Raw genomic sequence first — 23,690 nt, 5'->3', positions numbered from 1 at the left:
ATATTTATTGTTCCGGGTTTTTATGCGACTGCTTAACCGATTAAACCAGTTTCAGCGCCTGTGGCTGCCCTCTTCCGGCGCACCGCAGCAGGTCACCATTGCCGATCTCGCGGCGCGCTGTTTTTGTAGTGAGCGACACGTCCGCACCCTGCTGCGTCAGGCAAACGAGGCGGGCTGGCTCAGTTGGCAGGCGCAGTCCGGGCGCGGGAAGCGCGGTACGCTAACCTTCCACACGACGCCGGACGCACTGCGTAATGAGATGATGGAGCTGGCATTAAACAGCGGTCAGCAACACAATGCGCTGGAGCTGGCACAGCTGGCGCCGGTGGAACTGCGCGCGCTGCTGCACCCTTTTTTGGGCGGTCAGTGGCAGAACAATACGCCGACGCTGCGTATCCCTTACTATCGTCCGCTGGAGCCATTGCATCCTGGGTTTTTAGTGGGTCGCGCCGAACAGCATTTAGCCGGGCAGATCCATTCCGGACTGACCCGCTTTGGCCGCGATACCGCCCGCCCGGAAGGCGATCTTGCGCATCACTGGGAGGTATCGGCAGATGGACTGCGCTGGCAGTTCTATATTCGCTCCACCCTGCACTGGCACAATGGCGACCCCATTGAAACGCGACAACTCAGGCAACGGCTGGAAATGCTGCTGACGCTACCCGGTTTACGCAGACTGTTTGCCAGCGTGGAACAAATCGCCCAACCCCACGCCCAGTGCCTGAGCTTTACGCTTGCTCGCCCGGATTACTGGCTGCCGCATCGGCTGGCAAGCTATTGCAGCGTGCTGGCGCATCCGGACGATCCCACGCTCGGCAGCGGCCCGTTCCAGCTAAAGATCTTTGAGCCTGAGCTGGTTCGTCTGGAAAGCCACCATCGTTATCATCTGGGGCATCCGCTGTTGCAGGCGATCGAGTTCTGGATCACCCCACAGCTGTTCGAACAGGATCTCGGCACCAGTTGCCGTCATCCGGTGCAAATCGCCGTCGGCGAAGCGGAAGAGCTCAGCCAGTTGCGGCTGGTGAGCAACAGCATCAGTCTCGGCTTCTGCTACCTGACGTTTCGTCAGAGTTCACGGCTTTCAAAAGCGCAGGCGCAGCGGGTGATTTCACTGATTCATCACAGCGGTCTGCTGCAATCATTGCCGGTGGATGAAAACCTGATTACCCCCAGCCAGGCGCTGCTTCCCGGCTGGGCAATTCCGCCTGCGCCGGAAGACGACACGCCCCTGCCGCCGCGTCTGACGCTGCATTATCATCTGCCTGTTGAATTGCACACCATGGCCGGGGAGCTTAAACGGGCGCTGGCACAGCAGGGTTGTGAACTGACGCTCTGCTTCCACGATGCGAAAAGCTGGGACGATTATCCGGATCTGGACCAGGCCGATCTGCTGATGGGCGATCGGTTAATTGGCGAAATGCCGGAATACACGCTTGAGCAGTGGCTGCGCTGCGATCCGTTATGGCCCGCCATACTGAGCGAGTCACGTTACGCAACGCTGATTACCGCGCTGGATGCCGCGCAGGCACAGGAGGACGAGACACAGCGCATCGCGGCGCTGAAAACCATCTTCACCCTGTTAATGGAAGAAGGCATGCTCACGCCGCTGTTTAACTATCAATACCAAATCAGCGCGCCACCGGGTGTAAACGGCATTCACCTTAACGCACGTGGCTGGTTTGATTTCACCCAGGCCTGGCTACCGCCATCAACGCGGTGAAGAAGCTGGTCGCCACGCTGCCCGCGCGTTACCATAGCGTCTTTATCGTCATCAACAGGAAATGCTATGAAACGCGCGGTTGTCGTCTTTAGCGGCGGACAAGATTCCACTACATGCCTGGTGCAGGCGCTCCATCAATATGATGAGGTCCACTGCGTCACTTTTGATTATGGTCAGCGTCATCACGCAGAGATCGACGTCGCCCGTGAACTGGCATTAAAACTGGGCGCGCGTGCTCATAAAGTGCTCGACGTCACCCTGCTTAATGAACTGGCGGTCAGCAGCCTGACCCGCGACAGCATTCCGGTGCCAGACTATGAACCGGACGCCGACGGTATTCCGAATACCTTTGTGCCTGGGCGTAACATTCTGTTCCTGACTCTGACGGCGATTTACGCCTATCAGGTAAAGGCAGAAGCAATCATCACGGGCGTTTGTGAAACCGATTTTTCCGGCTACCCGGATTGCCGCGACGAATTCGTGAAAGCGTTGAATCACGCGGTTAGTCTTGGCATGGCAAAAGATATTCGTTTCGAAACGCCGCTGATGTGGCTTGATAAAGCCGAAACCTGGGCGCTGGCGGACTACTGGGGCAAGCTCGACCTGGTGCGCAATGAAACGCTGACCTGCTATAACGGCATTAAAGGCGATGGCTGCGGGCATTGCGCGTCCTGTCATCTGCGGGCTAACGGGCTGAACCACTATCTGGCGGATAAAGTCGGCGTGGCGGCAGCGATGAAGCAGAAAACCGGGTTGAAGTAAACGCGGTGGGTTGCCGGGGGCGCTGCGCTTGCCCGGCCTACAGACCAGAGCCAGGTATTGATGGAATCTTTGTAGGCCCGGTAAGCGCAGCGCCACCGGGCAATATGCACTTACGCGACCATCTGCTCCAGGTGTTCGCGTAATTCCCCTTCCAGAGGCAACGCCTTCTGCGTTTTCAGGTCAATGCAGACAAACGTAATCAATGCATCCGCCACTACCTGCCCTTCAGGGTCCAGCGTGACCACCTGGCTTAATACACCGCTTTTCCCGTTTAACTGCTCCACTTTACTGGTTACCGTGAGTACATCGCTCAGCACCGCCGGGCGGCGGTAGTTAATGTTGATATTCACCACCACAAAGGCGATATGGTGCGCGGTCATCCACTGGAAACTGGCGCTGTTTTCCAGCCCATCCCAGCGGGCTTCTTCCAGAAACTCCAGATACCGGGCGTTATTGACGTGCTGATACACGTCCAGGTGATACCCGCGAACTTTAATTTTTGTCTGCATAGCGCAATAGCCTTACATGTTATTAGAAGAGTCAGAGGTCACACCACTGGTATGACCTCTTTAGTCTGGCAAACTTTGACGCCAGCGCAAGCCGTGAGAAGCAATTAAAGCGTGAGATGGCTCAAATTACGTTCCACCAGCGAGTTGCCCATTCCCGGCACCTGCTTCAGGTCATCCACCGTTTTGAACGGGCCGTACTCCTCGCGATAGCTGACAATCGCCTGCGCTTTCTTCAGCCCCACCCCGTTCATTGCCTGCGCCAGTTCTTCTGCCGAGGCCGAGTTGATGCTGACTTTACTGCCACCTTCATCATCGGTTTTCGCGGCAGGCTCCGCTTTCATCTGCTCGGAACTCGCCTTCGCGCTTTGCGTCGCTGTCGGTTTTGCCCCGGCAGTGGAAGCTGCCTGTGCGCTTAAACTCATCCCCATGCAAGACATGACTGCGGCAATTGCCAGCATTTTGATTCCACGTTTCATACTGATTTCTCCTTGTTGATTGATAGCGAAGCCACCATAGCGAGGTGTGAAAAACAATTCAAAAGGCAGATTTCAAATGTGGAAAAGGCCGCGAAAGCGGCCTTTGAGGTGTGCATCGCATTACAAATTAATGCGAGGAGGGTTCCGATTATTGTTGCTGATCGACGATGTCGCCCATCTTAATCTTCGCCGCTTTACGCAGGTTGCTCATCAATGCTTCGAACGCAATTTGTGCGTTGTTCTGGGTGATACCCTGAACCATCGCTTTCTTCTGCGCTTCCGGCATTTCGCCCGCTTTCACTTCGTCCAGCGCCAGCAGAACCACGTTGCCCTGCATGTCGTTGCCCATACCGAAGCTTGGTTTACCAGGCTGCGGTAACGGCAGTTCGAAGGTTGCCTGGCTCAGCGGATCCTGACCCGTACGGCTCAGGGTTTTGGTTTCGCCAAAGCGCAGACCTGCAACTTTCATCGCCTCGTCACCTTTACCGTCTTTCAGCGCAGCCAGCAGTTTTTCAGCATCGAGTTTCGCCTGCTGCTCTGCTTTGTTGTGCTTAACGATATCGGTCACCTGCGCTTTCACTTCATCCAGCGGTTTCACGCTTTCTGCTTTGTGCTCAGCCACACGCAGAACAAAAGCACGATCGCCATCGACGGTGATGATGTCGGAGTTGTTACCCGGCGCGCCGTTTTCGCCCACCAGGCCACCATTGAAGATAGCGTCAGTAACCGGTTTGAAGTTCAGTTCAGCCGGAACGTTATCGTGACCAAACCAGCCGGTCACCGCCGCTTTCACACCCGCAACCTGCTCTGCACTCGCCAGAGAGTCATTGTCGCTGCTTGCGGCATCGCTCACTTTCTGTTGCAGCGCATAATAAGCATCCAGCGCTTTTTCCTGCTTCACTTTGTCAGCGATTTGCGCGTGAACATCTGCCAGCGGTTTCACCTGTTCCGGCTGGATATCGTCCAGGCGCGCAATCAGGAAGCCCACGGAAGATTTGATGACGCCAGACAGCTGGCCTTTCTCTTTCAGACCCGCGTCTTTCAGTTCCGGTACGGTCGCAGAATCGTCCATCCAGCCCATGTCGCCGCCGTTACGTTTAGAGATAACATCGGTGGATTTCTCTTTCGCAATCGCGGCAAAATCGCCGCCGTTGTTCAGCTCATCAAGGATGGCTTTCGCATCGGCTTCGGTTTTGGTCTGGATGATGCTGTAACGTTTACGCTCAGGCTGAGTGAACTCATCCTTGTGCTGGTCGTAGTAGGCCTGGACGTCCTCTTCAGACGCGGAAGACGGCATGCTCGCCGCATCCAGCTTGATATAGGTGACGCGGAACTGCTCCGGCGCAACAAACTGACCTTTGTTCTGTTCGTAGTAGCTGGCAATTTCCTGATCGCTTACCTGCTGCTTCGCGGCCAGCGCGTTGACGTCGATGGTGGCTTCACGCACCAGACGCTGCTGGGAAACCAGCGCGGCCAGCTGGTCGGTTTCACCCGGCAGCATAAAATCGGTACCCGCAACGGCGCTAATCAGCTGGTTAGTGGTCAGCTGGTTACGCAGTGCCTGTGCGTATTGATCGGCGGTCATGCCCATTTGATTCACCAGCGCGTTGTAGCGGGTGTTATCGAATTTACCTTCGTTCTGGAAGGCCGGGGTCGCCCAAATCGCTTTGCGCACCTGCTCATCGCTGATGCCGAGGCCCAGCTCTTTGGCGTATTGATCGAGCAGCGCTTCGTCCACCAGGCGGCTCAGCACCTGCTGACGCATCGTTTTGATGTAATTTTCGTTCGCCGCCAGTTCGGAGAATTGATCGCCCATCTGCTGCTGCATACGGTTACGTTCGCTGGCAACAGCGTTTTCAAACTGACCGCGGCTGATTTCCTGGCCATTCACCTTCGCGGCATAGTTGTTGCCGCCGCCGATCAGATAGCCACTTACGCCGGTCAAAATGAACGACACAATAATGATACCGAAAATTACCTTGAGCACGACGCTATTGGCTGCCGTGCGTAAATTGTCCATCATGGTGTAACAACACTCCGCTGTAGGTGACTTTTATACCCGTCCTGCCGCAGGTTGCTGACAACCCGGCAAATTCAGAGCAAATACCTCGTGCAGCATAGCACGTCTCGACCGCTGCGCGTGAGGCCGTATTTTGACAAGAAAACGGGGCCGTTGTCAGCCCGAAACGCGTAGAAACTCGCAGAAAGTGGCATTTTGGACATAAAAAAAGGCACATCGTTCGATGCGCCCTTGTACTGTGTCACATTCCCAAACGGGAAAACGATCAGTTTACCGCGTCTTTCAGTGCTTTACCTGCACGGAACGCCGGTACTTTCGCAGCAGCGATGGTGATCTCTTTACCAGTTTGCGGGTTGCGGCCAGTACGGGCAGCACGCTCTTTAACGGCAAAAGTACCAAAACCTACCAGCGCAACATCATCCCCGGATTGCAGAGATTCAGTAACAGAAGCAATTAAAGCGTCTAACGCACGTCCGGCTGCAGCTTTGGAGATATCCGCGCCAGCAGCAATTTTGTCAATCAGTTGAGATTTATTCACTGTTCTCTTCCTCTCTTTATTATTTATATCGCACCTGAATCCTTCACGGTGCAACGCGCAGCAGTTATATCAGGACTGTCATGCCCTTACAACAATAGTTGTCGATAACAGCCCTGTCAGGGTCCTAAATTAGCGAGACAAAAAAAGGCTGGCAAGTGTGTTTTCACCTGCCAGCCCTGTTTTTATTGACGCTATTTGCGCGAGGTCACTATTTTGCGGTTACAACCTGCATCCCAGTGGGCTCATTTTGCAGCGCAAGGGCCAGAACTTCCTCGATACGTTTCACCGGGTGAATATCAAGATCGGCCAGAACGTTGTCCGGAATCTCTTCCAGATCGCGCTTATTCTCATCAGGAATCAGAACAGTCTTAATACCGCCACGGTGTGCCGCCAGCAGTTTTTCCTTCAGACCGCCAATCGGCAGCACCAGGCCACGCAGGGTAATTTCCCCTGTCATTGCCACATCGGCGCGAACCGGGTTACCGGTCAGACAAGAAACCAGCGCGGTGCACATGGCGATACCGGCGCTTGGGCCATCTTTCGGCGTTGCCCCTTCCGGCACGTGAACGTGGATATCGCGTTTTTCGTAGAAATCTGGGTTGATACCCAGTTTTTCTGCACGCGCGCGTACCACGGTCAGCGCGGCCTGAATGGATTCCTGCATGACTTCGCCCAGCGAACCGGTATAGGTCAGTTTGCCTTTACCCGGTACACAGGCGGTTTCGATGGTCAGCAGATCGCCGCCCACTTCCGTCCATGCCAGGCCAGTCACCTGACCGACGCGGTTTTCGTCATCCGCACGGCCGTAGTCGAAGCGTTGAACGCCGAGGTAATCGTGCAGATTGTCGCCGTTAATTTCGATGTGCTTCAGGGATTTATCCAGCAGTAGCTGTTTAACCGCCTTACGGCACAGTTTCGAAATTTCACGCTCAAGGCTACGCACGCCCGCTTCACGGGTGTAGTAACGAATGATGCCGACAATCGCGCTGTCATCCACCGTCAGTTCGCCTTTTTTCAGGGCGTTACGTTCGATTTGCTTCGGCAGCAGGTGCTGTTTGGCAATGTTCAGTTTCTCGTCTTCGGTATAACCGGAGAGACGAATCACTTCCATACGGTCCAGCAGCGGTGCCGGAATGTTCATGGAGTTCGAGGTCGCAACGAACATTACGTCGCTGAGATCGTAATCCACTTCCAGATAGTGATCGCTGAACGCCACGTTCTGCTCTGGATCCAGCACTTCTAACAACGCAGAAGCCGGATCGCCGCGCATATCGGACGACATTTTGTCGATTTCATCGAGCAGGAACAGCGGGTTTTTAACGCCCACTTTCGCCATTTTCTGAATCAATTTACCCGGCATAGAGCCGATGTAGGTACGACGGTGACCGCGAATTTCCGCTTCATCACGCACGCCGCCCAGCGCCATACGAATGTACTTACGTCCAGTCGCTTTGGCGATAGATTGACCCAGCGAGGTTTTACCTACCCCCGGCGGCCCAACCAGGCACAGAATCGGGCCTTTAATTTTGTTCACACGGCTTTGAACCGCAAGATACTCAAGGATACGGTCTTTCACACGCTCAAGGCCGTAATGGTCGGTATCGAGGATTTCCTGCGCCTGGCGAAGGTCTTTTTTGACCTTGCTGCGCGCATTCCACGGCACCTGCACCATCCAGTCGATATACCCGCGAACCACGGTCGCTTCTGCTGACATCGGTGACATCATTTTCAGCTTCTGCAATTCGGCTTCGGTTTTCTCTTTCGCCTCTTTCGGCATTTTCGCCGCGTCGATCTTACGCTTCAGCGCTTCGTTTTCGTCCGGCGCGTCGTCCATCTCGCCGAGCTCTTTCTGAATCGCTTTCATTTGCTCGTTCAGATAGTACTCACGCTGAGATTTTTCCATCTGCTTTTTGACGCGGTTGCGAATGCGCTTCTCAACCTGCAACAGATCGATTTCCGACTCCATCATCGCCATCAGATATTCAAGGCGTTCGTTGATGTCAGACATTTCGAGCACAGACTGTTTGTCCGCCAGTTTCAGCGGCATGTGCGCAGCGATGGTGTCAGCCAGACGTGCAGGGTCGTCGATGCTGTTCAGCGACGTCAGCACTTCTGGTGGGATTTTTTTGTTTAGCTTGATGTAGCCTTCAAACTGGCTAATCGCGGTACGAACCAGCACTTCCTGCTCGCGTTCTTCGATATCCGGTGATTCCAGATATTCCGCTTTTGCCGAAAAGTGTTCCCCGTTATCCGACAACGTGGTGATACGCGCACGCTGCAAGCCTTCAACCAGCACTTTGACAGTGCCATCCGGCAGCTTCAGCATTTGCAAAATAGAGGCCACGGTCCCGACGGTGAAAAGATCGTTTACACCCGGCTCATCCGTTGATGCTTCTTTCTGCGCAACCAACATGATTTTTTTATCATGATCCATGGCGGCTTCAAGGCAACGGATAGATTTTTCCCGCCCTACAAACAAGGGTATGACCATGTGCGGATAAACCACCACATCGCGCAACGGCAATACGGGGATTTCAATGCGTTCAGAACGCTCAGGATTCATAGAGCTCTCTCTTAGTTTAATGTCCGCCAGGTAATCAGATGACACAAGTGTGCGTCATGCCATCATTAACATGTATGTCAGTATATGGGGATGTATTCCACACATTCAACGCCATGATTACGGAAAAATAAAAGGGGAGATAAAATCCCCCCTTTTTGATTAACTGATTGTATGAATTGGCGAATTATTCACCAGAGGCTTGCTGCGCTTCCGGCTTACCGTAAATCAGCAGCGGCTTGCTCTGGCCGCCAATCACCGACTCATCGATAACCACTTTTTCGACGTCTTCCATGGAAGGCAGATCGTACATGGTATCGAGCAGTGCGGCTTCGACGATAGAGCGCAGACCACGCGCGCCGGTTTTACGGATCATCGCTTTCTTAGCAATGGCGTCCAGCGCTTCATCGCGGAATTCGAGATCCACGCCTTCCAGATTGAACAACGCCTGATACTGTTTGGTCAGGGCATTTTTCGGCTCTTTCAGGATCTGAATCAGCGCCTCTTCGCTCAGCTCATTGAGCGTTGCAACCACCGGCAGACGACCAATAAATTCCGGGATCAGACCAAATTTGATCAAATCTTCCGGCTCAACCTGCGTCAGCAGTTCGCCTTCGCTGGCTTTATCGGTTTTCGATTTCACGGTCGCGCCGAAGCCGATACCGGAACCTGTTTCTACACGGTTAGCGATAACTTTATCGAGGCCCGCAAATGCGCCGCCGCAGATAAACAGAATCTTGGAGGTATCAACCTGCAAGAATTCCTGCTGCGGATGTTTACGCCCACCCTGAGGTGGAACGGCAGCGACGGTGCCTTCAATCAGTTTCAGCAACGCCTGCTGTACGCCTTCGCCCGAGACATCACGGGTGATAGACGGGTTATCAGATTTACGAGAAATCTTATCGATTTCATCAATGTAGACAATGCCGCGCTGGGCTTTCTGTACATCGTAATCGCATTTCTGCAGCAGTTTCTGAATGATGTTTTCAACGTCTTCACCCACATAACCGGCTTCGGTCAGGGTGGTGGCGTCAGCCATGGTGAACGGTACGTCCAGCAGGCGTGCCAGCGTTTCAGCCAGCAGCGTTTTACCGGAACCGGTCGGGCCAATCAGCAGAATGTTACTTTTGCCCAGTTCAACGCCGTTGCTGGTATCACCGTTGCGCAGACGTTTGTAGTGGTTATACACCGCTACAGCCAGGACCTTTTTCGCCTGTTCCTGACCGATGACGTAGTCATCCAGGTGATGGCGAATTTCATGTGGCGTCGGCAATGCACTACGTTCACGATGCGGCGCCACTTCTTTAATCTCTTCGCGAATGATGTCATTACACAGATCAACACATTCGTCGCAGATATACACTGACGGCCCGGCGATCAGCTTACGCACTTCGTGCTGGCTTTTGCCGCAAAAAGAGCAATACAACAGTTTGCCCGAACCATCTTTGCGTTTATCTGTCATGAGTCAAAACCTCTTTTTAAGTTCTTTGTGCCGCATATGACGACGCAAATGCCATTCTCAAGCGCAAGCCGCTTCGCAAGCGTTGTGCCGCCCATACATAGTATAGCGGCACACTCACGCTCTGGGCATCAATTACGATGGGTCAGGATGGAGTCGACCAAACCGTACTCTACCGCCTCTGAAGCAGACAAGAAGCGATCGCGTTCGGTGTCGCGTTCGATCTGCTCAAGAGATTGACCCGTGTGGTGAGCCATAAGTTCATTCATGCGCCCTTTCACTTTCAGGATTTCACGAGCGTGGATTTCGATATCCGTCGCCTGACCCTGATAGCCGCCCAGCGGCTGGTGAATCATGACGCGCGAGTTCGGCAGGCAGAAACGCTTGCCTTTCGCCCCTGCGGTCAGCAGGAATGCGCCCATGGACGCCGCCTGGCCCATACAAATGGTGCTCACGTCCGGCTTGATGAACTGCATGGTGTCATAAATCGACATCCCGGCGGTGATGACGCCGCCTGGGGAGTTAATGTACAGGTAAATATCTTTTTCCGGGTTTTCCGCTTCCAGAAACAGCATCTGCGCTACGATCAGGTTCGCCATGTGGTCTTCCACCTGGCCGGTCAGAAAGATAACGCGCTCCTTAAGAAGACGGGAGTAGATATCAAAAGAACGTTCACCGCGTGAGGTCTGTTCGATGACCATCGGCACCAGGGCCATATGGGGTGCAAAGTTATCTCGTTCGCCACTGTATGACATTTCCGTCTCCTGGATAAAAAAATGAAACCTGCTGTACTGCCTGCTCTGCTGTACTCATAGTACCTTGTGGACGGTTTACCAGCCATCGCAGCTAATACTTCCCCTTTTATGGGGACGAATCCACCCTATTTCAAGCATAACAATATTTTGCCGTTACGCTAACACCGAAACTGTGTTTTATCACGCTTACGCTGTCTATCAGTGCGATAAAAAAAACCCGCTGCCGGAAGGCAACGGGTTTTTGCTCAAACTTTAAACGCAGGAAGCGAAATTACGCCTGCTGGTTCATCAGTTCGTTGAAGGAAGTTGCTTTTTCAGACACTTTCGCTTTTTCCAGAACCGCTTCAACAGCCTGTTCTTCCAGAGCGACGCTGCGCATGTTTTCCATCAGTTCTTTGTTTTTGCTGTAGAACTCGATCACTTCTTTCGGATCTTCGTAGGCAGAAGCCATTTCTTCGATCAGAGTCGCAACGCGAGCTTCGTCAGCTTTCAGTTCGTGGGTGCGAATCACTTCGCCCAGCAGCAGACCAACCACTACGCGACGTTTAGCCTGTTCTTCGAACAGTTCACGCGGCAGTTCCATAGCTTGTTGCTGGTTGCCACCGAAACGCTGAGCAGCCTGGCGACGCAGAACGTCGATTTCGCTGTCAATCAGGGCAGCCGGAACGTCGATTTCGTTCGCTTTTACCAGACCTTCGATCGCCTGAGTTTTAACACGGTTACGCACTGCGCCTTTCAGCTCACGTTCCATGTTTTTACGCACTTCTGCACGCAGACCTTCAACGGAACCATCTTCAACGCCGAAACGTTTGATGAATTCAGCAGTCAGTTCCGGCAGTTCACGTTCTTCAACTTTTTTCAGGTTGATAACGAATTTCGCTGCTTTCCCTTTCAGGTTTTCAGCGTGGTATTCTTCCGGGAAGGTAACGTCGATGGTGAATTCTTCACCCGCTTTGTGACCTTTGATACCGTCTTCGAAGCCCGGGATCATACGACCCTGACCCATTGCCAGTACGAAATCAGTCGCTTTGCCGCCTTCGAATTCTTCGCCGTCTACAGAACCGGTGAAGTCAACGGTAACACGGTCTTCAGCGTCAACTGCGCCGTCTTTGTCTTTCCAGTTCGCCTGCTGTTTACGCAGGGTGTCCAGCATGCCGTCAACGTCGGCTTCGGTCACTTCAACAACCGGTTTTTCAACTTCGATTGCGTCCAGGCCTTTCAGCTCAACTTCCGGATACACTTCGAATTCAACCGCGTAGGTGAAGTCTTCGCCCAGTTTGTATTCGCCCGGAACGTAGTTCGGTGCGCCAGCCGGGTTGATTTTTTCTTTGATGATCGCATCAACGAAGTTGCGGCTCATCAGGTCGCCCAGCACGTCCTGGCGAACAGATGCGCCATAACGCTGAGCAACAACATTCATTGGTACTTTGCCCTTACGGAAGCCGTCAATGCGTACTTTTTTCGCTACGTTGACCAGCTCGCTTTTTACAGCAGTTTCGATGCTGTCAGCAGGGATAGTAATCGTTACGCGGCGGCCAAGGCCCTGAGTGGTTTCAACTGAAACTTGCATCTTGTTACCTCAAAAAAATCACAGTGCTCGGTCAACTCTGAGTTTTGCCTCGCAATACCGGGATGTTCTCTTTAAATCAGATTCACATTCCGTGTCGCCAGAATCATCCCGAAGACATTCCGAAAAATAAGACGCGCATTATAGCGGCATCACTGATATGAGTCGAGAACGGTTGTTATGCCTGGATGCGGCTTTTTTCACAATTCCCGGCGAATTTTTGTCTGAAAAAGGTCAAACAGGTCCATTTTTCAGACAAAACAAAACGGCCCGCAGGCCGTTTTCTCATAAATCTGTACGCAACATACTGGAAAAGTTCCGTTAGTTGCAAATGCCTTTTCTACGCGAGACTGCCCGCGCCACGACAAGGTGGTGATGCGACGACTGTATCCTGTAACCCCTCCCACTCTTTACGCGTGTAGGTGTGCAACGCCAGAGCGTGCACCGTGGAAGCCAGTTCCTCCGTTAACGTGCCATAGATCATGCGATGGCGATTGAGAAAACGTTCACCGGTGAAACGATCGCTGACCAGCACCACTTTGAAGTGGCTTTCAGAACCCGCCGGTACGTTGTGACGATAGCTCTCATCCGTCACTTCGAGGAACACAGGTTCAAACGCTGCCCTTAATTTTTCTTCTATATGTTCACGTATCATCATGAAGTTACTCCTCCGACAACGTTGAGATGCCGTCTATCCCTTTAAATGTTAGCCGCTTTTACCGTTTCCATTACACAAAGACAACAAAAAATTAGCGTTTGTCTGATGTGAACCGGCAAACCAATGGCGTTAACTGCCTTCTCACGCCTTTTACGCCTCACGCCGAGGTCATTGTTGCGGCGCAAGGTTATAAAACGCACAACACGATGAATTTACATGCATTGCCTACTTCCCCTTGCCGTTGGCGATGTTATGATGGCGGGAATTTTCAGTAAACAATGCGTTTGAGAGCCTGAACATGTTAAAAAAAATCCTCTTTCCCTTAGTAGCACTGTTTATGTTGGCAGGATGCGCCACGCCGCCGACCACCATTGATGTGTCTCCTAAAATGACTCTGCCGCAGCAGGATCCCAGCCTGATGGGCGTAACCGTCAGCATCAACGGCGCTGACCAGCGTCAGGATCAGGCACTGGCCAAAGTCACCCGCGACAACCAGCAGGTTACTCTGACTGCCTCTCGCGACCTGCGCTTCCTGTTACAAGAAGTGCTGGAAAAACAGATGACCGCGCGCGGTTATATGATTGGACCTAACGGCGCGGTCGACCTGCAGATCATCGTCAGCAACCTGTACGCGGATGTCTCTCAGGGCAACGTGCGTTACAACATCGCGACCAAAGCCGATATCGCCATCATCGCTACCGCGAAGAACGGCAACAAGATGACTAAAAACTATCGCGCCAGCTACTCCGTTGAAGGGGCGTTCCAGGCATCGAACAAAAATATCGCTAACGCTGTAAACAGCGTTCTGACCGATACCATTGCCGATATGTCTCAGGACACCAGCGTCCACGACTTTATCAAGCAAAACGCGCGTTAATCCCACTAAACTGACCCGACACCACGTCGGGTCAGTGCTATAAGAACATGTCCAGCCATTATTTACGTATTTTCCAACAACCTAAATCGGCCATTCTGCTGATTCTTGGTTTTGCCTCCGGTTTACCCCTTGCGCTCACCTCCGGGACGCTGCAAGCGTGGATGACCGTCGAAAACATCGATCTGAAAACGATCGGCTTCTTCTCCCTTGTCGGCCAGGCTTACGTCTTTAAGTTTCTCTGGTCGCCAGTGATGGATCGCTACACGCCGCCGTTCCTGGGCCGCCGTCGCGGCTGGCTGCTGACCACGCAATGTTTGCTGTTGATCGCTATTGCCGCGATGGGCTTCCTTGAGCCCGCCTCACAGCTGCGCTGGATGGCGGCGCTGGCGGTGGTGATCGCCTTCTGTTCCGCTTCGCAGGATATTGTCTTCGACGCCTGGAAAACCGACGTGTTGCCTGCGGAAGAACGCGGGGCAGGCGCGGCAATCAGCGTGCTCGGCTATCGCCTGGGGATGCTGGTTTCCGGCGGTCTGGCGCTGTGGCTGGCCGATAAATGGCTGGGCTGGCAAGGCATGTACTGGCTGATGGCAGCACTGCTGGTACCATGTATTATCGCCACCCTGCTCGCGCCAGAGCCCAGCGACGTCATTCCCGTGCCGCGCAGCCTGGAACAGGCCGTTGTTGCGCCGTTAAAGGATTTCTTTGGTCGCAACAATGCGTGGCTGATTCTGTTGCTGATCGTGATGTACAAGCTGGGCGATGCCTTCGCCATGAGCCTGACCACCACCTTTTTGATTCGCGGCGTCGGTTTTGATGCCGGTGAAGTCGGAATGGTAAACAAAACCCTTGGCCTGTTCGCCACCATTGTCGGCGCGTTGTACGGCGGCGTGTTAATGCAGCGTTTAACGCTGTTCCGGGCATTGCTGATTTTCGGCATCCTGCAAGGCGTATCGAACGCGGGTTACTGGCTGCTGTCGGTCACCGATAAACATCTCTTCTCGATGGGCGCGGCGGTATTCTTCGAAAACCTGTGCGGCGGGATGGGAACCGCGGCGTTTGTCGCGCTGCTGATGACGCTGTGTAACAAGTCGTTCTCAGCCACCCAGTTCGCCCTGTTATCGGCGCTTTCTGCCGTGGGCCGCGTCTACGTGGGGCCTATCGCCGGTTGGTTCGTTGAAGCACACGGCTGGCCGACGTTCTATCTGTTCTCGGTTATCGCCGCCGTTCCGGGAATTTTATTGCTGCTTGTCTGCCGCCGGACGCTGGAATATACCCAGCAAACCGAACAGTTTATGCCGCGCAGCACCTTCAGTGGGGGCTATCGCTTTGCCCTGCGTCTGTTGCTCATTGGCGCACTGTTGTTAGGCGCGTGGCTGGTCATGCTGGTAATTGATGCGCTGGATCTGGCGTCACTCCCCTTCTCGACCAGCGTTCTGGAAGCCGGAGCATTGATTGCCATTGCCGGGATTTTAGTCGGTTGCGTGCTCGATTATCTGGCGCTACGTAAAACGCATCAGATGTAAATCATGCGAGTCCTTTGTAATCACGATATGTAATTATTTTGGACTCCCATGAACCAACTGGATAATTTGTTGTTTCGTGCTTTTTAGAATTCTGGAAATTACTGGAACCAATAAAAAGTGCTTTATTTCATTAACCGATTCAGCAACCGTTCTATTATTTTCTCTTTACTGATTTGTCGCGGATTTGATGATTAATTGTTAATTATTTGTATATTATTGACAATGGTTATACCAATTGACATTTCATATGTGCTTTTTATCCCCCCTTCGTTATAACACCCGTCAAATGGGCAATCTGCCTGAAAAATAGACACAATTGGCAACATGTGTGACATCGACGGCAGAACCTAGTAACAGATAACTGACAGAGTGCCATTCGCATTTACAGTAATGTAACTTTCCCGTAAAATACCCACACGCTTTAAGCGCCACCAAACCCCGTGGAATTGAGGTCGTTACATGAGACTCAGGAAATACAATAAAAGTTTGGGATGGTTGTCATTAATCGCAGGCACGGTTTTACTCAGTGGTTGTGATTCTGCACTTCTTGACCCCAAAGGACAGATAGGACTGGAGCAACGTTCGCTCATACTGACGGCTTTCGGCCTGATGTTGATTGTCGTTATTCCCGCCATCTTGATGGCAGTTGGTTTCGCCTGGAAGTACCGTGCGAGTAATAAAGATGCGAAGTATAGCCCGAACTGGTCACACTCCAATAAAGTGGAAGCTGTGGTCTGGACGGTTCCTATTCTGATCATCATTTTCCTCGCCGTACTGACGTGGAAAACCACGCACGCTCTTGAACCAAGCAAACCGTTAGCCCATGACGAGAAGCCTATCACTATTGAAGTGGTTTCTCTGGACTGGAAATGGTTCTTCATCTATCCGGAACAAGGCATTGCTACCGTTAACGAAATCGCTTTCCCGGCGAACGTTCCGGTGCAGTTCAAAGTGACCTCGAACTCCGTGATGAACTCCTTCTTCATCCCGCGTCTGGGTAGCCAGATCTACGCGATGGCCGGTATGCAGACTAACCTGCACCTGATCGCGAACGAGCCGGGTATCTATGACGGTATTTCCGCCAGCTACAGTGGCCCGGGCTTCTCTGGTATGAAGTTCAAAGCCATTGCGACGCCGGATCGTGCCGCGTTCGACCAGTGGGTCGCGAAAGCGAAACAGTCTGGGAACACCATGGATGACATGGCGGCATTTGAGAAAGTGGCTGCACCGAGTGAATACAACAAGGTGGAGTACTTCTCCAGCGTGAAACCGGATTTGTTTAAGGCTATTACGGGCAAATTTATGTCTCACGACACAAACATGAAAATGTCCCAACCTGAAGGCGAGCACGCAGCGCATGAAGGGATGGAAGGCATGGACATGAGCCACGCGGAAGCCGCTCACTAAGGGGCCGAGGAAGAAAACGATGTTCGGAAAATTGACACTGGATGCAGTGCCGTTCCATGAACCAATTGTCATGGTAACGATAGCTGCAATTATCGTCGGGGGACTGGCGATACTGGCAGCGATCACTTATTTCGGTAAGTGGAGCTACCTTTGGAAAGAGTGGCTGACCTCGGTCGACCACAAACGCCTTGGCATTATGTATGTCATCGTCGCTATCGTCATGCTGCTGCGTGGCTTTGCCGACGCCGTCATGATGCGTAGCCAGCAGGCGCTGGCTTCCGCGGGCGAGGCGGGCTTCCTGCCGCCGCACCACTACGATCAGATCTTCACCGCTCACGGTGTTATCATGATCTTCTTCGTGGCGATGCCATTCGTTATCGGTCTGATGAACCTCGTGGTTCCGCTGCAGATTGGTGCGCGTGACGTTGCGTATCCGTTCCTGAACAACCTGAGCTTCTGGTTTACGGTTGTCGGTGTGATTCTGGTTAACCTTTCTCTGGGCGTCGGTGAGTTCGCACAGACCGGTTGGCTGGCCTATCCGCCATTGTCGGGAATTGAATACAGCCCGGGCGTCGGGGTCGATTACTGGATATGGGCATTGCAGCTCTCCGGTGTCGGTACAACGCTTACGGGTATCAACTTCTTCGTCACTATCATCAAGATGCGTGCACCGGGCATGACCATGTTCAAGATGCCGGTATTTACCTGGGCATCACTGTGCGCCAACATCCTGATTATTGCTTCCTTCCCAATTCTGACGGTTACCGTCGCGTTGCTGACCCTGGATCGCTATCTGGGCACCCATTTCTTCACCAATGATATGGGCGGCAACATGATGATGTACATCAACCTGATTTGGGCCTGGGGCCACCCGGAAGTGTACATCCTGGTTCTGCCGGTATTCGGTGTCTTCTCCGAAATCGCGGCGACCTTCTCGCGTAAACGCCTGTTTGGCTACACCTCACTGGTGTGGGCGACCGTGTGTATTACCATCCTGTCGTTCATCGTTTGGCTGCACCACTTCTTTACCATGGGTGCGGGCGCGAACGTAAACGCCTTCTTCGGTATTACCACGATGATTATCGCCATCCCGACCGGGGTGAAGATCTTCAACTGGCTGTTCACCATGTACCAGGGCCGTATCGTATTCCACTCAGCCATGCTGTGGACTATCGGCTTTATCGTGACCTTCTCTGTAGGTGGTATGACCGGCGTACTGCTGGCGGTACCGGGCGCAGACTTCGTGCTGCACAACAGCCTGTTCCTGATTGCGCACTTCCATAACGTAATTATCGGTGGTGTGGTCTTCGGGTGCTTCGCAGGTCTGACCTACTGGTGGCCGAAAGCCTTTGGTTTCACGCTGAACGAAACCTGGGGTAAACGCGCATTCTGGTTGTGGATCATCGGCTTCTTCGTGGCGTTCATGCCGCTGTACGTGCTGGGCTTCATGGGCATGACCCGTCGCCTCAGCCAGCAGATTGACCCGCAGTTCCACACCATGCTGGTTGTTGCAGCCTGTGGTGCGGCACTGATTGCTCTGGGTATCCTGTGCCAGCTGATTCAGTTCTACGTGTCTATTCGCGACCGCGACCAGAACCGTGACCTGACCGGTGACCCATGGGGTGGCCGTACGCTGGAGTGGGCAACCTCTTCCCCGCCTCCGTTCTATAACTTTGCCATTGTGCCGCAGATCCATGAACGCGATGCATTCTGGGAAATGAAAGAGAAAGGCGAAGCGTACAAACAGCCAGCGAAATATGAAGAAATTCATATGCCGAAAAACAGCGGTGCGGGCATCGTGATTGCCGCCTTCGCGACTATCTTCGGTTTCGCCATGATCTGGCATATCTGGTGGATGGCAATCGTCGGCTTCGCGGGCATTGTTATCAGCTGGATTGTGAAAAGCTTCGACGAGGACGTGGACTACTACGTGCCGGTCGCTGAAGTCGAAAAACTGGAAAACCAGCATTTCGATGAGATTTCTAAGGCAGGGCTGAAAAATGGCAACTGATACTCTGGCGCATAACGCCCACGCGCACGAACATGGGCACCACGATGCAGGCCCGAATAAGGTATTCGGTTTCTGGATCTACCTGATGAGCGACTGTATTTTGTTCGCCTGTCTGTTCGCGACCTATGCCGTGCTGATGCACGGCACAGCAGGCGGCCCGACCGGTAAGGACATCTTCGAACTGCCGTTCGTTCTGGTGGAAACCTTCCTGCTGTTATTCAGCTCCATTACCTATGGCATGGCGGCTATCGCCATGTACAAAAACAACAAGAGCCAGGTCGTTTCCTGGCTCGCTCTGACCTTCCTTTTCGGGGCAGGGTTCATCGGGATGGAAATCTATGAATTCCATCACCTGATTGCTGAAGGTATGGGCCCGGATCGCAGTGGCTTCCTGTCCGCGTTCTTCGCGCTGGTAGGTACCCACGGTCTGCACGTCACCTCTGGTCTTATCTGGATGGCCGTGCTGATGATTCAGGTTTCCCGTCGCGGGCTGACCAGCACTAACCGCACCCGTATCATGTGCCTGAGTCTGTTCTGGCACTTCCTGGACGTAGTGTGGATCTGTGTGTTCTCTGTAGTTTATCTGATGGGGGCGATGTAATGAGTCATTCTACCGATCACAACGGCGCATCCCACGGCAGCGTGAAGTCCTATATGACGGGCTTTATCCTGTCCATCATCCTGACGGTTATTCCGTTCTGGATGGTGATGACGGGTATAGCGTCGCCGGCGGTGATTCTGGGAACCATTCTGGTAACGGCGGTGGTGCAGATTCTGGTACACCTGGTGTACTTCCTGCACATGAACTCGAAGTCTGACGAAGGCTGGAACCTGACTGCGTTTGTCTTCACCGTGATCATCATTGCCATCGTGGTTGTAGGCTCCATCTGGATTATGTGGAACCTGAACTACAACATGATGGTTCACTAAGAGCGGCGAGTATGATGTTTAAGCAATACCTGCAAGTAACGAAACCAGGCATCATTTTTGGCAACCTGATCTCCGTGATCGGCGGTTTCCTGCTGGCCTCCAAGGGCAGCATCGATTACCCGCTGTTTGTCGCGACGCTGATTGGCGTGTCTCTGGTGGTCGCCTCGGGTTGTGTATTCAACAACTACATCGATCGTGACATCGACCGTAAGATGGAACGTACGAAAAACCGAGTGCTGGTCAAAGGACTGATGGCGCCTAAAACGTCGCTGGTCTACGCCACCTTGCTGGGTATTGCTGGCTTCATGCTGCTGTGGTTCGGCGCTAACCCGCTGGCCTGCTGGCTGGGCGTGATGGGGTTTGTGGTTTATGTCGGCGTTTACAGCCTGTACATGAAACGCCATTCCGTCTACGGCACGCTGATTGGCTCTCTCTCCGGCGCTGCGCCGCCGGTGATTGGCTACTGCGCGGTGTCCGGTACGTTTGACAGCGGCGCGCTGATCCTGCTGGCGATTTTCAGCCTCTGGCAGATGCCTCACTCCTACGCCATCGCGATTTTCCGCTTCAAGGATTATCAGGCGGCGAACATTCCGGTTCTGCCGGTGGTGAAAGGCATTTCAGTGGCGAAAAACCACATCACGCTGTACATCGTGGCGTTTGCTATCGCTACCCTGATGCTGACGCTTGGCGGCTATGCAGGTTATAAATACCTGATCGTTGCGGCGGCCGTCAGCGTGTGGTGGCTCGGCATGGCGCTGCGCGGTTATAAAGTGGAAGATGATAAGGTCTGGGCGCGCAAGCTCTTCGGCTTCTCCATCATCGCCATTACCGCGCTCTCTGTAATGATGTCCATCGACTTTATGGTCCCGAACTCCCAAAGCCTGCTGACGTACGTCTGGTAAGGTTTGAAGGATGTGAAAAAACCCGCTGCGGCGGGTTTTTTATTGTCTGCAATTCAATATACGGCTATTAACCGTATCGTTTGACGCGATAACGCTTTGGGTATAGATTATTTCATACGGCTAACAGCCGTACTATGTATGGAATCCATCACCAGGATTTCATTCAGCCACATTAAGAGGTCAATCATGCCTGGTAAAACCGCCACTCTGCCCGACGTCGAGAAAGCGCTGAAAAACGCGCGGGTTGAACTGAAAACCAGCTCCGACGCCAAGAACAGACTTCGCGAAGCTGCCGAAGCCGTTGGGTTAGATTTAAGCGCCTTTATCCTGAGCGCCGCCATGGAACGCGCCGAAAGCGTGCTGGATAACCAGCGTCGTCGCGAGCTTTCGAATCAAAGCTGGGAACTGATGAATCAGCTCATCGCGGAACCTGCTCAGCCGACGCTCGCACTCAAGGCGTTAATGAGAAGGAAAAAGAGCGATGGTCAATCTGCCTGAGGAGCGGGCCCTCACCCCGATGCTCTCCTGTAATTATCAGTCTGACATTACCTACCCGGGGCAAAAACACTTCGATTGCGGTAACCCCGTTATCGATAAATTTGTTCGCACGTCACTTAAGAAGAGCGTGCGTAACAGTGACTGTGCTGCAAAAGCACTTATCGACAGTAACAGCGGCGAACTTATCGGCATCTGCACCTTTACCGCCTACTCGCTGGAAAAACAACGCGTGTCGGGCGTATTGCAAGGCTCGCAACCGTCAGAAATAGGCGTCGTAAGGCTGGTCATGCTTGGCGTGGCGCGTAAATACCAAAAACAGGGCTATGGTCAGGATTTGTTGTGCGACTTTTTTGAGCATGTCAAAATCATCCACCAGGCATTGCCGATTAAAGGAGTCTATCTCGACGCTGACCCGGCAGCGATTAATTTTTATGTACACCTCGGTTTTGTGCAACTTTCGGATACGCCGAATGCCTTTGGCGCTGTGCCGATGTTTTTAGCCATTCAGCATATTATTGCAGCGTAGACATTTTGTCGGATGGTGCTGAAACCATCCGACAGATTTATGGTGCCAGTTTTAAAATCCCCGCTTTCGCAACATCAACGTCTTTGCCGTTAATGGTTGCCGTCGCTGCGGTTATCCTGAACTTCACAGCAGAACAAAATTCAGGTTTATAGATGACAAGTTCCGCATCGCTGGAAGATGAACTCCCGATATAATCGGTGAAATTAATATCCATCCTGTTCATACCGAAATGCGCGAAGCCCAATGTTTGCGTTATCTCCTTACCGGCGTTGTTTTTTATACCTAGCGTGACGCGCAGGTTTGCGACTTCACCCAGTTTATTGGTACTCACCATAACGCCGTATCGACAGGCAAATTTGTCATTTTCATCCGCCAAAAACATATACACGCGCTGGAGTTTCAGCACGGGTAACGTGGCACTCGCCGTTTTTCGATCAACACTATCTTTTCGGCAAGCGGAAAGAAAATCCTCCGGGCCTGTGAAAATGTGTTCGCCCTTATCCAGATATTCCTTCGCTTTAGAACAATCCGCCTCAACGTACTGCCCATTGGCATACATCAGCCCCAAATTCGACCAGGCCGCTTTTTCTCCATGCTTTGCGGCCTGATTAAAGAATGAGTAAGCTTTCGCGTAATCCACACGGACCAGCTCGCCGGAATAGTAGATTTGACCAAGCGCCAGCAGCGCCTCACTCTCTCCCTGTTCAGCGGCTAACGTAAACCATTTTAAGGCTTCCTGAATATCAGGTGTCGTGTCATACCTGGGCTGGTAATATTCCCAACCCAGCAATGCCTGCGCCTGCGCATCGCCCTTATTGGCCATATCGCGCAGCTCGCTCAGGAGTTTAGGTACTGGTTTTTCAACTAACCCACGATCATATAATTCGCGAGCTTTCCCTACTGCCAGACAGCCTGATGACAGTATCAGGCTACAAAGCAGTAAAATCCTATTATTGAAATTCACCTATTACCTCTTAAAAGCTAGCTTACTTTAACTCCCATAACTTACGCGTTTCGACTTTAAGCTCGGGTATGCCACTATTTTCATCAATATCCACATCCGTCACTTTTACCATTCCTGGATGCTGAGGATCTGGCTGGAAGAGCGCATCAGCCGTAGTACCTTCCTGAAGGCTAATATGCATTGAGAAAGAAGGCATTGTTTTAATCCATTGCCCCTGCTGGATGTCGTAGAGATAAACCACTCGCCATGTACTACTCCACCAGTCAGGGATCAGCGCAACGCGATCGCGGCCACTTCCATCCAGATCTTTTATGGTTTCAACAGCCCCCACCAGGCACTGCCTTATTTTGACGGGCTGTATCTTAAGGTTGCTATTCCACAAGTTGCACTGACATGCGTAGGAACCATCCTCATCACCCAGACATGCGCCGCCTGTAAGCGGATTCTCTTCCGTCATCCAGGCGTAGCTGCTGTTTTTGCCATCAAACTTTCCTTTTGCAACGAGATAAGCGAGATCTTTGTTTTGATTGGCCTGCGTGATGTTGTCCGTTTCACTGACAATTCGCCACCCATTAGCTCCCTTTTTAACTAAAAATTCAGCGGGATAGTACTGTTGTTTGTCGCTGGTTAATCCAGCCTGTTTAACAAAATTCACACGCAGAATATCGGTATTCTTATCGATGTCGAAACGGTCAAAGATTTGTATTTTTATTTTATCAACAATGCTTTGCTCATATTGTTTATTTTTATTAAGGAAATCCTGAATATTATTAATAACGTTTTGCGAGGTCATTTCCTCGCCATACCACTTCACTTTGTCAGCATAAAGAGAATCTGATTGTGCGCCTTTTTCGGCATTCAACACAGCATTCCACCGGTAAATCAATGCGCTAATTTGCTGTTCATCCGCTGGCGTGATTGTCCTTTGCGCAAAGGCGGTTGGTATGGAACACAGCAGGAGCAAGCATATGCTCCAGAATTTAATACTATTCGTAAACATCATCGCAATCCTTTCAAAATGTTTAATT

The 23,690-nt window shown here is 52.4% G+C and carries 22 protein-coding genes; 11 read left to right on the top strand and 11 right to left on the bottom strand.

Annotated elements, in window-relative coordinates:
* The first annotated feature begins 22 nt into the window (after positions 1-22).
* Together AC1MKH_RS05715 and queC are read left to right on the top strand one after the other, a co-directional pair.
* Positions 23-1,720 (top strand): SgrR family transcriptional regulator, encoded by a 1,698-nt coding sequence (locus AC1MKH_RS05715; protein ID WP_276222310.1) that lies wholly within the window; start codon positions 23-25, stop codon positions 1,718-1,720.
* A 66-nt stretch (positions 1,721-1,786) separates the two neighbouring features.
* Positions 1,787-2,482, top strand: coding sequence for a 7-cyano-7-deazaguanine synthase QueC (queC, locus tag AC1MKH_RS05710; RefSeq protein WP_276222309.1), 696 nt, complete (start codon positions 1,787-1,789; stop codon positions 2,480-2,482).
* Between the two features lie 110 nt (positions 2,483-2,592).
* On the opposite strand, the gene AC1MKH_RS05705 is transcribed toward queC, so the two are convergent.
* From AC1MKH_RS05705 to bolA, 9 genes are all read right to left on the bottom strand, one after another.
* Entirely contained in the window at positions 2,593-2,991 is a 399-nt protein-coding gene (locus AC1MKH_RS05705) for a YbgC/FadM family acyl-CoA thioesterase (protein ID WP_015965563.1), read from the bottom strand.
* A gap of 104 nt (positions 2,992-3,095) precedes the next feature.
* Complete coding sequence (locus AC1MKH_RS05700) at positions 3,096-3,467, bottom strand: helix-hairpin-helix domain-containing protein (protein WP_276222305.1); 372 nt, start codon at positions 3,465-3,467, stop codon at positions 3,096-3,098.
* A gap of 148 nt (positions 3,468-3,615) precedes the next feature.
* Positions 3,616-5,490, bottom strand: a complete 1,875-nt coding sequence (gene ppiD, locus AC1MKH_RS05695) for a peptidylprolyl isomerase (RefSeq protein WP_276222303.1) — start codon at positions 5,488-5,490, stop codon at positions 3,616-3,618.
* 262 nt (positions 5,491-5,752) lie between these two features.
* Positions 5,753-6,025 (bottom strand): nucleoid-associated protein HU-beta, encoded by a 273-nt coding sequence (gene hupB / locus AC1MKH_RS05690; protein ID WP_015965566.1) that lies wholly within the window; start codon positions 6,023-6,025, stop codon positions 5,753-5,755.
* 208 nt (positions 6,026-6,233) lie between these two features.
* The gene (gene lon, locus AC1MKH_RS05685; protein WP_276222301.1) at positions 6,234-8,588 is read right to left on the bottom strand and encodes an endopeptidase La; all 2,355 of its coding nucleotides are present in this window, start codon (positions 8,586-8,588) and stop codon (positions 6,234-6,236) included.
* Positions 8,589-8,772: 184 nt separating this feature from the next.
* A complete protein-coding gene (gene clpX / locus AC1MKH_RS05680) occupies positions 8,773-10,047 on the bottom strand; it encodes an ATP-dependent protease ATP-binding subunit ClpX (protein ID WP_015965568.1) in 1,275 nt (424 codons plus the stop codon).
* 128 nt (positions 10,048-10,175) lie between these two features.
* Positions 10,176-10,799, bottom strand: coding sequence for an ATP-dependent Clp endopeptidase proteolytic subunit ClpP (clpP, locus tag AC1MKH_RS05675; protein WP_003021624.1), 624 nt, complete (start codon positions 10,797-10,799; stop codon positions 10,176-10,178).
* Positions 10,800-11,070: 271 nt separating this feature from the next.
* Positions 11,071-12,369 carry a trigger factor gene (gene tig / locus AC1MKH_RS05670; protein WP_015965570.1) on the bottom strand — a complete coding sequence of 433 codons (1,299 nt, stop codon included), beginning with the start codon at positions 12,367-12,369 and terminating at the stop codon, positions 11,071-11,073.
* A gap of 337 nt (positions 12,370-12,706) precedes the next feature.
* Complete coding sequence (gene bolA / locus AC1MKH_RS05665) at positions 12,707-13,024, bottom strand: transcriptional regulator BolA (protein WP_041686300.1); 318 nt, start codon at positions 13,022-13,024, stop codon at positions 12,707-12,709.
* Positions 13,025-13,322: 298 nt separating this feature from the next.
* Between bolA and AC1MKH_RS05660 the strand changes: the two genes are divergently transcribed.
* The 9 genes from AC1MKH_RS05660 to AC1MKH_RS05620 all read left to right on the top strand — a co-directional run bounded on the left by AC1MKH_RS05660 (position 13,323) and on the right by AC1MKH_RS05620 (position 21,698).
* Positions 13,323-13,901, top strand: coding sequence for a lipoprotein (locus tag AC1MKH_RS05660; RefSeq protein WP_276222296.1), 579 nt, complete (start codon positions 13,323-13,325; stop codon positions 13,899-13,901).
* 47 nt (positions 13,902-13,948) lie between these two features.
* Positions 13,949-15,424, top strand: a complete 1,476-nt coding sequence (gene ampG, locus AC1MKH_RS05655; protein WP_276222294.1) for a muropeptide MFS transporter AmpG — start codon at positions 13,949-13,951, stop codon at positions 15,422-15,424.
* A gap of 459 nt (positions 15,425-15,883) precedes the next feature.
* Positions 15,884-16,831, top strand: coding sequence for a cytochrome o ubiquinol oxidase subunit II (gene cyoA, locus AC1MKH_RS05650; RefSeq protein ID WP_276222292.1), 948 nt, complete (start codon positions 15,884-15,886; stop codon positions 16,829-16,831).
* Positions 16,832-16,850: 19 nt separating this feature from the next.
* A complete protein-coding gene (gene cyoB, locus AC1MKH_RS05645) occupies positions 16,851-18,842 on the top strand; it encodes a cytochrome o ubiquinol oxidase subunit I (RefSeq protein ID WP_276222290.1) in 1,992 nt (663 codons plus the stop codon).
* The gene (locus AC1MKH_RS05640; RefSeq protein ID WP_015965576.1) at positions 18,832-19,443 is read left to right on the top strand and encodes a cytochrome o ubiquinol oxidase subunit III; all 612 of its coding nucleotides are present in this window, start codon (positions 18,832-18,834) and stop codon (positions 19,441-19,443) included. Before cyoB ends, AC1MKH_RS05640 begins: the two co-directional genes overlap by 11 nt.
* The gene (locus tag AC1MKH_RS05635; RefSeq protein ID WP_276222287.1) at positions 19,443-19,772 is read left to right on the top strand and encodes a cytochrome o ubiquinol oxidase subunit IV; all 330 of its coding nucleotides are present in this window, start codon (positions 19,443-19,445) and stop codon (positions 19,770-19,772) included. Before AC1MKH_RS05640 ends, AC1MKH_RS05635 begins: the two co-directional genes overlap by 1 nt.
* A gap of 11 nt (positions 19,773-19,783) precedes the next feature.
* Positions 19,784-20,674 carry a heme o synthase gene (cyoE, locus tag AC1MKH_RS05630; RefSeq protein WP_149462128.1) on the top strand — a complete coding sequence of 297 codons (891 nt, stop codon included), beginning with the start codon at positions 19,784-19,786 and terminating at the stop codon, positions 20,672-20,674.
* Positions 20,675-20,860: 186 nt separating this feature from the next.
* Complete coding sequence (locus AC1MKH_RS05625; protein ID WP_276222285.1) at positions 20,861-21,172, top strand: type II toxin-antitoxin system TacA family antitoxin; 312 nt, start codon at positions 20,861-20,863, stop codon at positions 21,170-21,172.
* Complete coding sequence (locus AC1MKH_RS05620) at positions 21,156-21,698, top strand: GNAT family N-acetyltransferase (RefSeq protein WP_276222283.1); 543 nt, start codon at positions 21,156-21,158, stop codon at positions 21,696-21,698. Before AC1MKH_RS05625 ends, AC1MKH_RS05620 begins: the two co-directional genes overlap by 17 nt.
* A gap of 37 nt (positions 21,699-21,735) precedes the next feature.
* Here AC1MKH_RS05620 and AC1MKH_RS05615 read toward each other — a convergent pair whose 3' ends face one another.
* Positions 21,736-22,662, bottom strand: a complete 927-nt coding sequence (locus AC1MKH_RS05615; RefSeq protein WP_276222281.1) for a tetratricopeptide repeat protein — start codon at positions 22,660-22,662, stop codon at positions 21,736-21,738.
* Between the two features lie 22 nt (positions 22,663-22,684).
* Complete coding sequence (locus AC1MKH_RS05610) at positions 22,685-23,665, bottom strand: hypothetical protein (RefSeq protein ID WP_276222279.1); 981 nt, start codon at positions 23,663-23,665, stop codon at positions 22,685-22,687.
* Positions 23,666-23,690 lie beyond the last annotated feature (25 nt).

This window comes from Pseudocitrobacter sp. CD920760 (genome assembly GCF_057782505.1).
Note: the sequence above shows the minus strand (reverse complement) of the source record. Positions and strands in the feature narration are given on the sequence as shown.

Coding starts and splice junctions, on each gene's coding strand:
- AC1MKH_RS05640 (WP_015965576.1), top strand. CDS start 18,832: ATGGCAACTGATACTCTGGCGCATAACGCCCACGCGCACGAACATGGG.
- AC1MKH_RS05715 (WP_276222310.1), top strand. CDS start 23: ATGCGACTGCTTAACCGATTAAACCAGTTTCAGCGCCTGTGGCTGCCC.
- cyoA (WP_276222292.1), top strand. CDS start 15,884: ATGAGACTCAGGAAATACAATAAAAGTTTGGGATGGTTGTCATTAATC.
- ampG (WP_276222294.1), top strand. CDS start 13,949: ATGTCCAGCCATTATTTACGTATTTTCCAACAACCTAAATCGGCCATT.
- clpP (WP_003021624.1), bottom strand. CDS start 10,799: ATGTCATACAGTGGCGAACGAGATAACTTTGCACCCCATATGGCCCTG.
- cyoE (WP_149462128.1), top strand. CDS start 19,784: ATGATGTTTAAGCAATACCTGCAAGTAACGAAACCAGGCATCATTTTT.
- AC1MKH_RS05660 (WP_276222296.1), top strand. CDS start 13,323: ATGTTAAAAAAAATCCTCTTTCCCTTAGTAGCACTGTTTATGTTGGCA.
- AC1MKH_RS05700 (WP_276222305.1), bottom strand. CDS start 3,467: ATGAAACGTGGAATCAAAATGCTGGCAATTGCCGCAGTCATGTCTTGC.
- AC1MKH_RS05705 (WP_015965563.1), bottom strand. CDS start 2,991: ATGCAGACAAAAATTAAAGTTCGCGGGTATCACCTGGACGTGTATCAG.
- AC1MKH_RS05625 (WP_276222285.1), top strand. CDS start 20,861: ATGCCTGGTAAAACCGCCACTCTGCCCGACGTCGAGAAAGCGCTGAAA.
- cyoB (WP_276222290.1), top strand. CDS start 16,851: ATGTTCGGAAAATTGACACTGGATGCAGTGCCGTTCCATGAACCAATT.
- queC (WP_276222309.1), top strand. CDS start 1,787: ATGAAACGCGCGGTTGTCGTCTTTAGCGGCGGACAAGATTCCACTACA.
- AC1MKH_RS05610 (WP_276222279.1), bottom strand. CDS start 23,665: ATGATGTTTACGAATAGTATTAAATTCTGGAGCATATGCTTGCTCCTG.
- AC1MKH_RS05635 (WP_276222287.1), top strand. CDS start 19,443: ATGAGTCATTCTACCGATCACAACGGCGCATCCCACGGCAGCGTGAAG.
- tig (WP_015965570.1), bottom strand. CDS start 12,369: ATGCAAGTTTCAGTTGAAACCACTCAGGGCCTTGGCCGCCGCGTAACG.
- lon (WP_276222301.1), bottom strand. CDS start 8,588: ATGAATCCTGAGCGTTCTGAACGCATTGAAATCCCCGTATTGCCGTTG.
- ppiD (WP_276222303.1), bottom strand. CDS start 5,490: ATGATGGACAATTTACGCACGGCAGCCAATAGCGTCGTGCTCAAGGTA.
- bolA (WP_041686300.1), bottom strand. CDS start 13,024: ATGATGATACGTGAACATATAGAAGAAAAATTAAGGGCAGCGTTTGAA.
- clpX (WP_015965568.1), bottom strand. CDS start 10,047: ATGACAGATAAACGCAAAGATGGTTCGGGCAAACTGTTGTATTGCTCT.
- AC1MKH_RS05620 (WP_276222283.1), top strand. CDS start 21,156: ATGGTCAATCTGCCTGAGGAGCGGGCCCTCACCCCGATGCTCTCCTGT.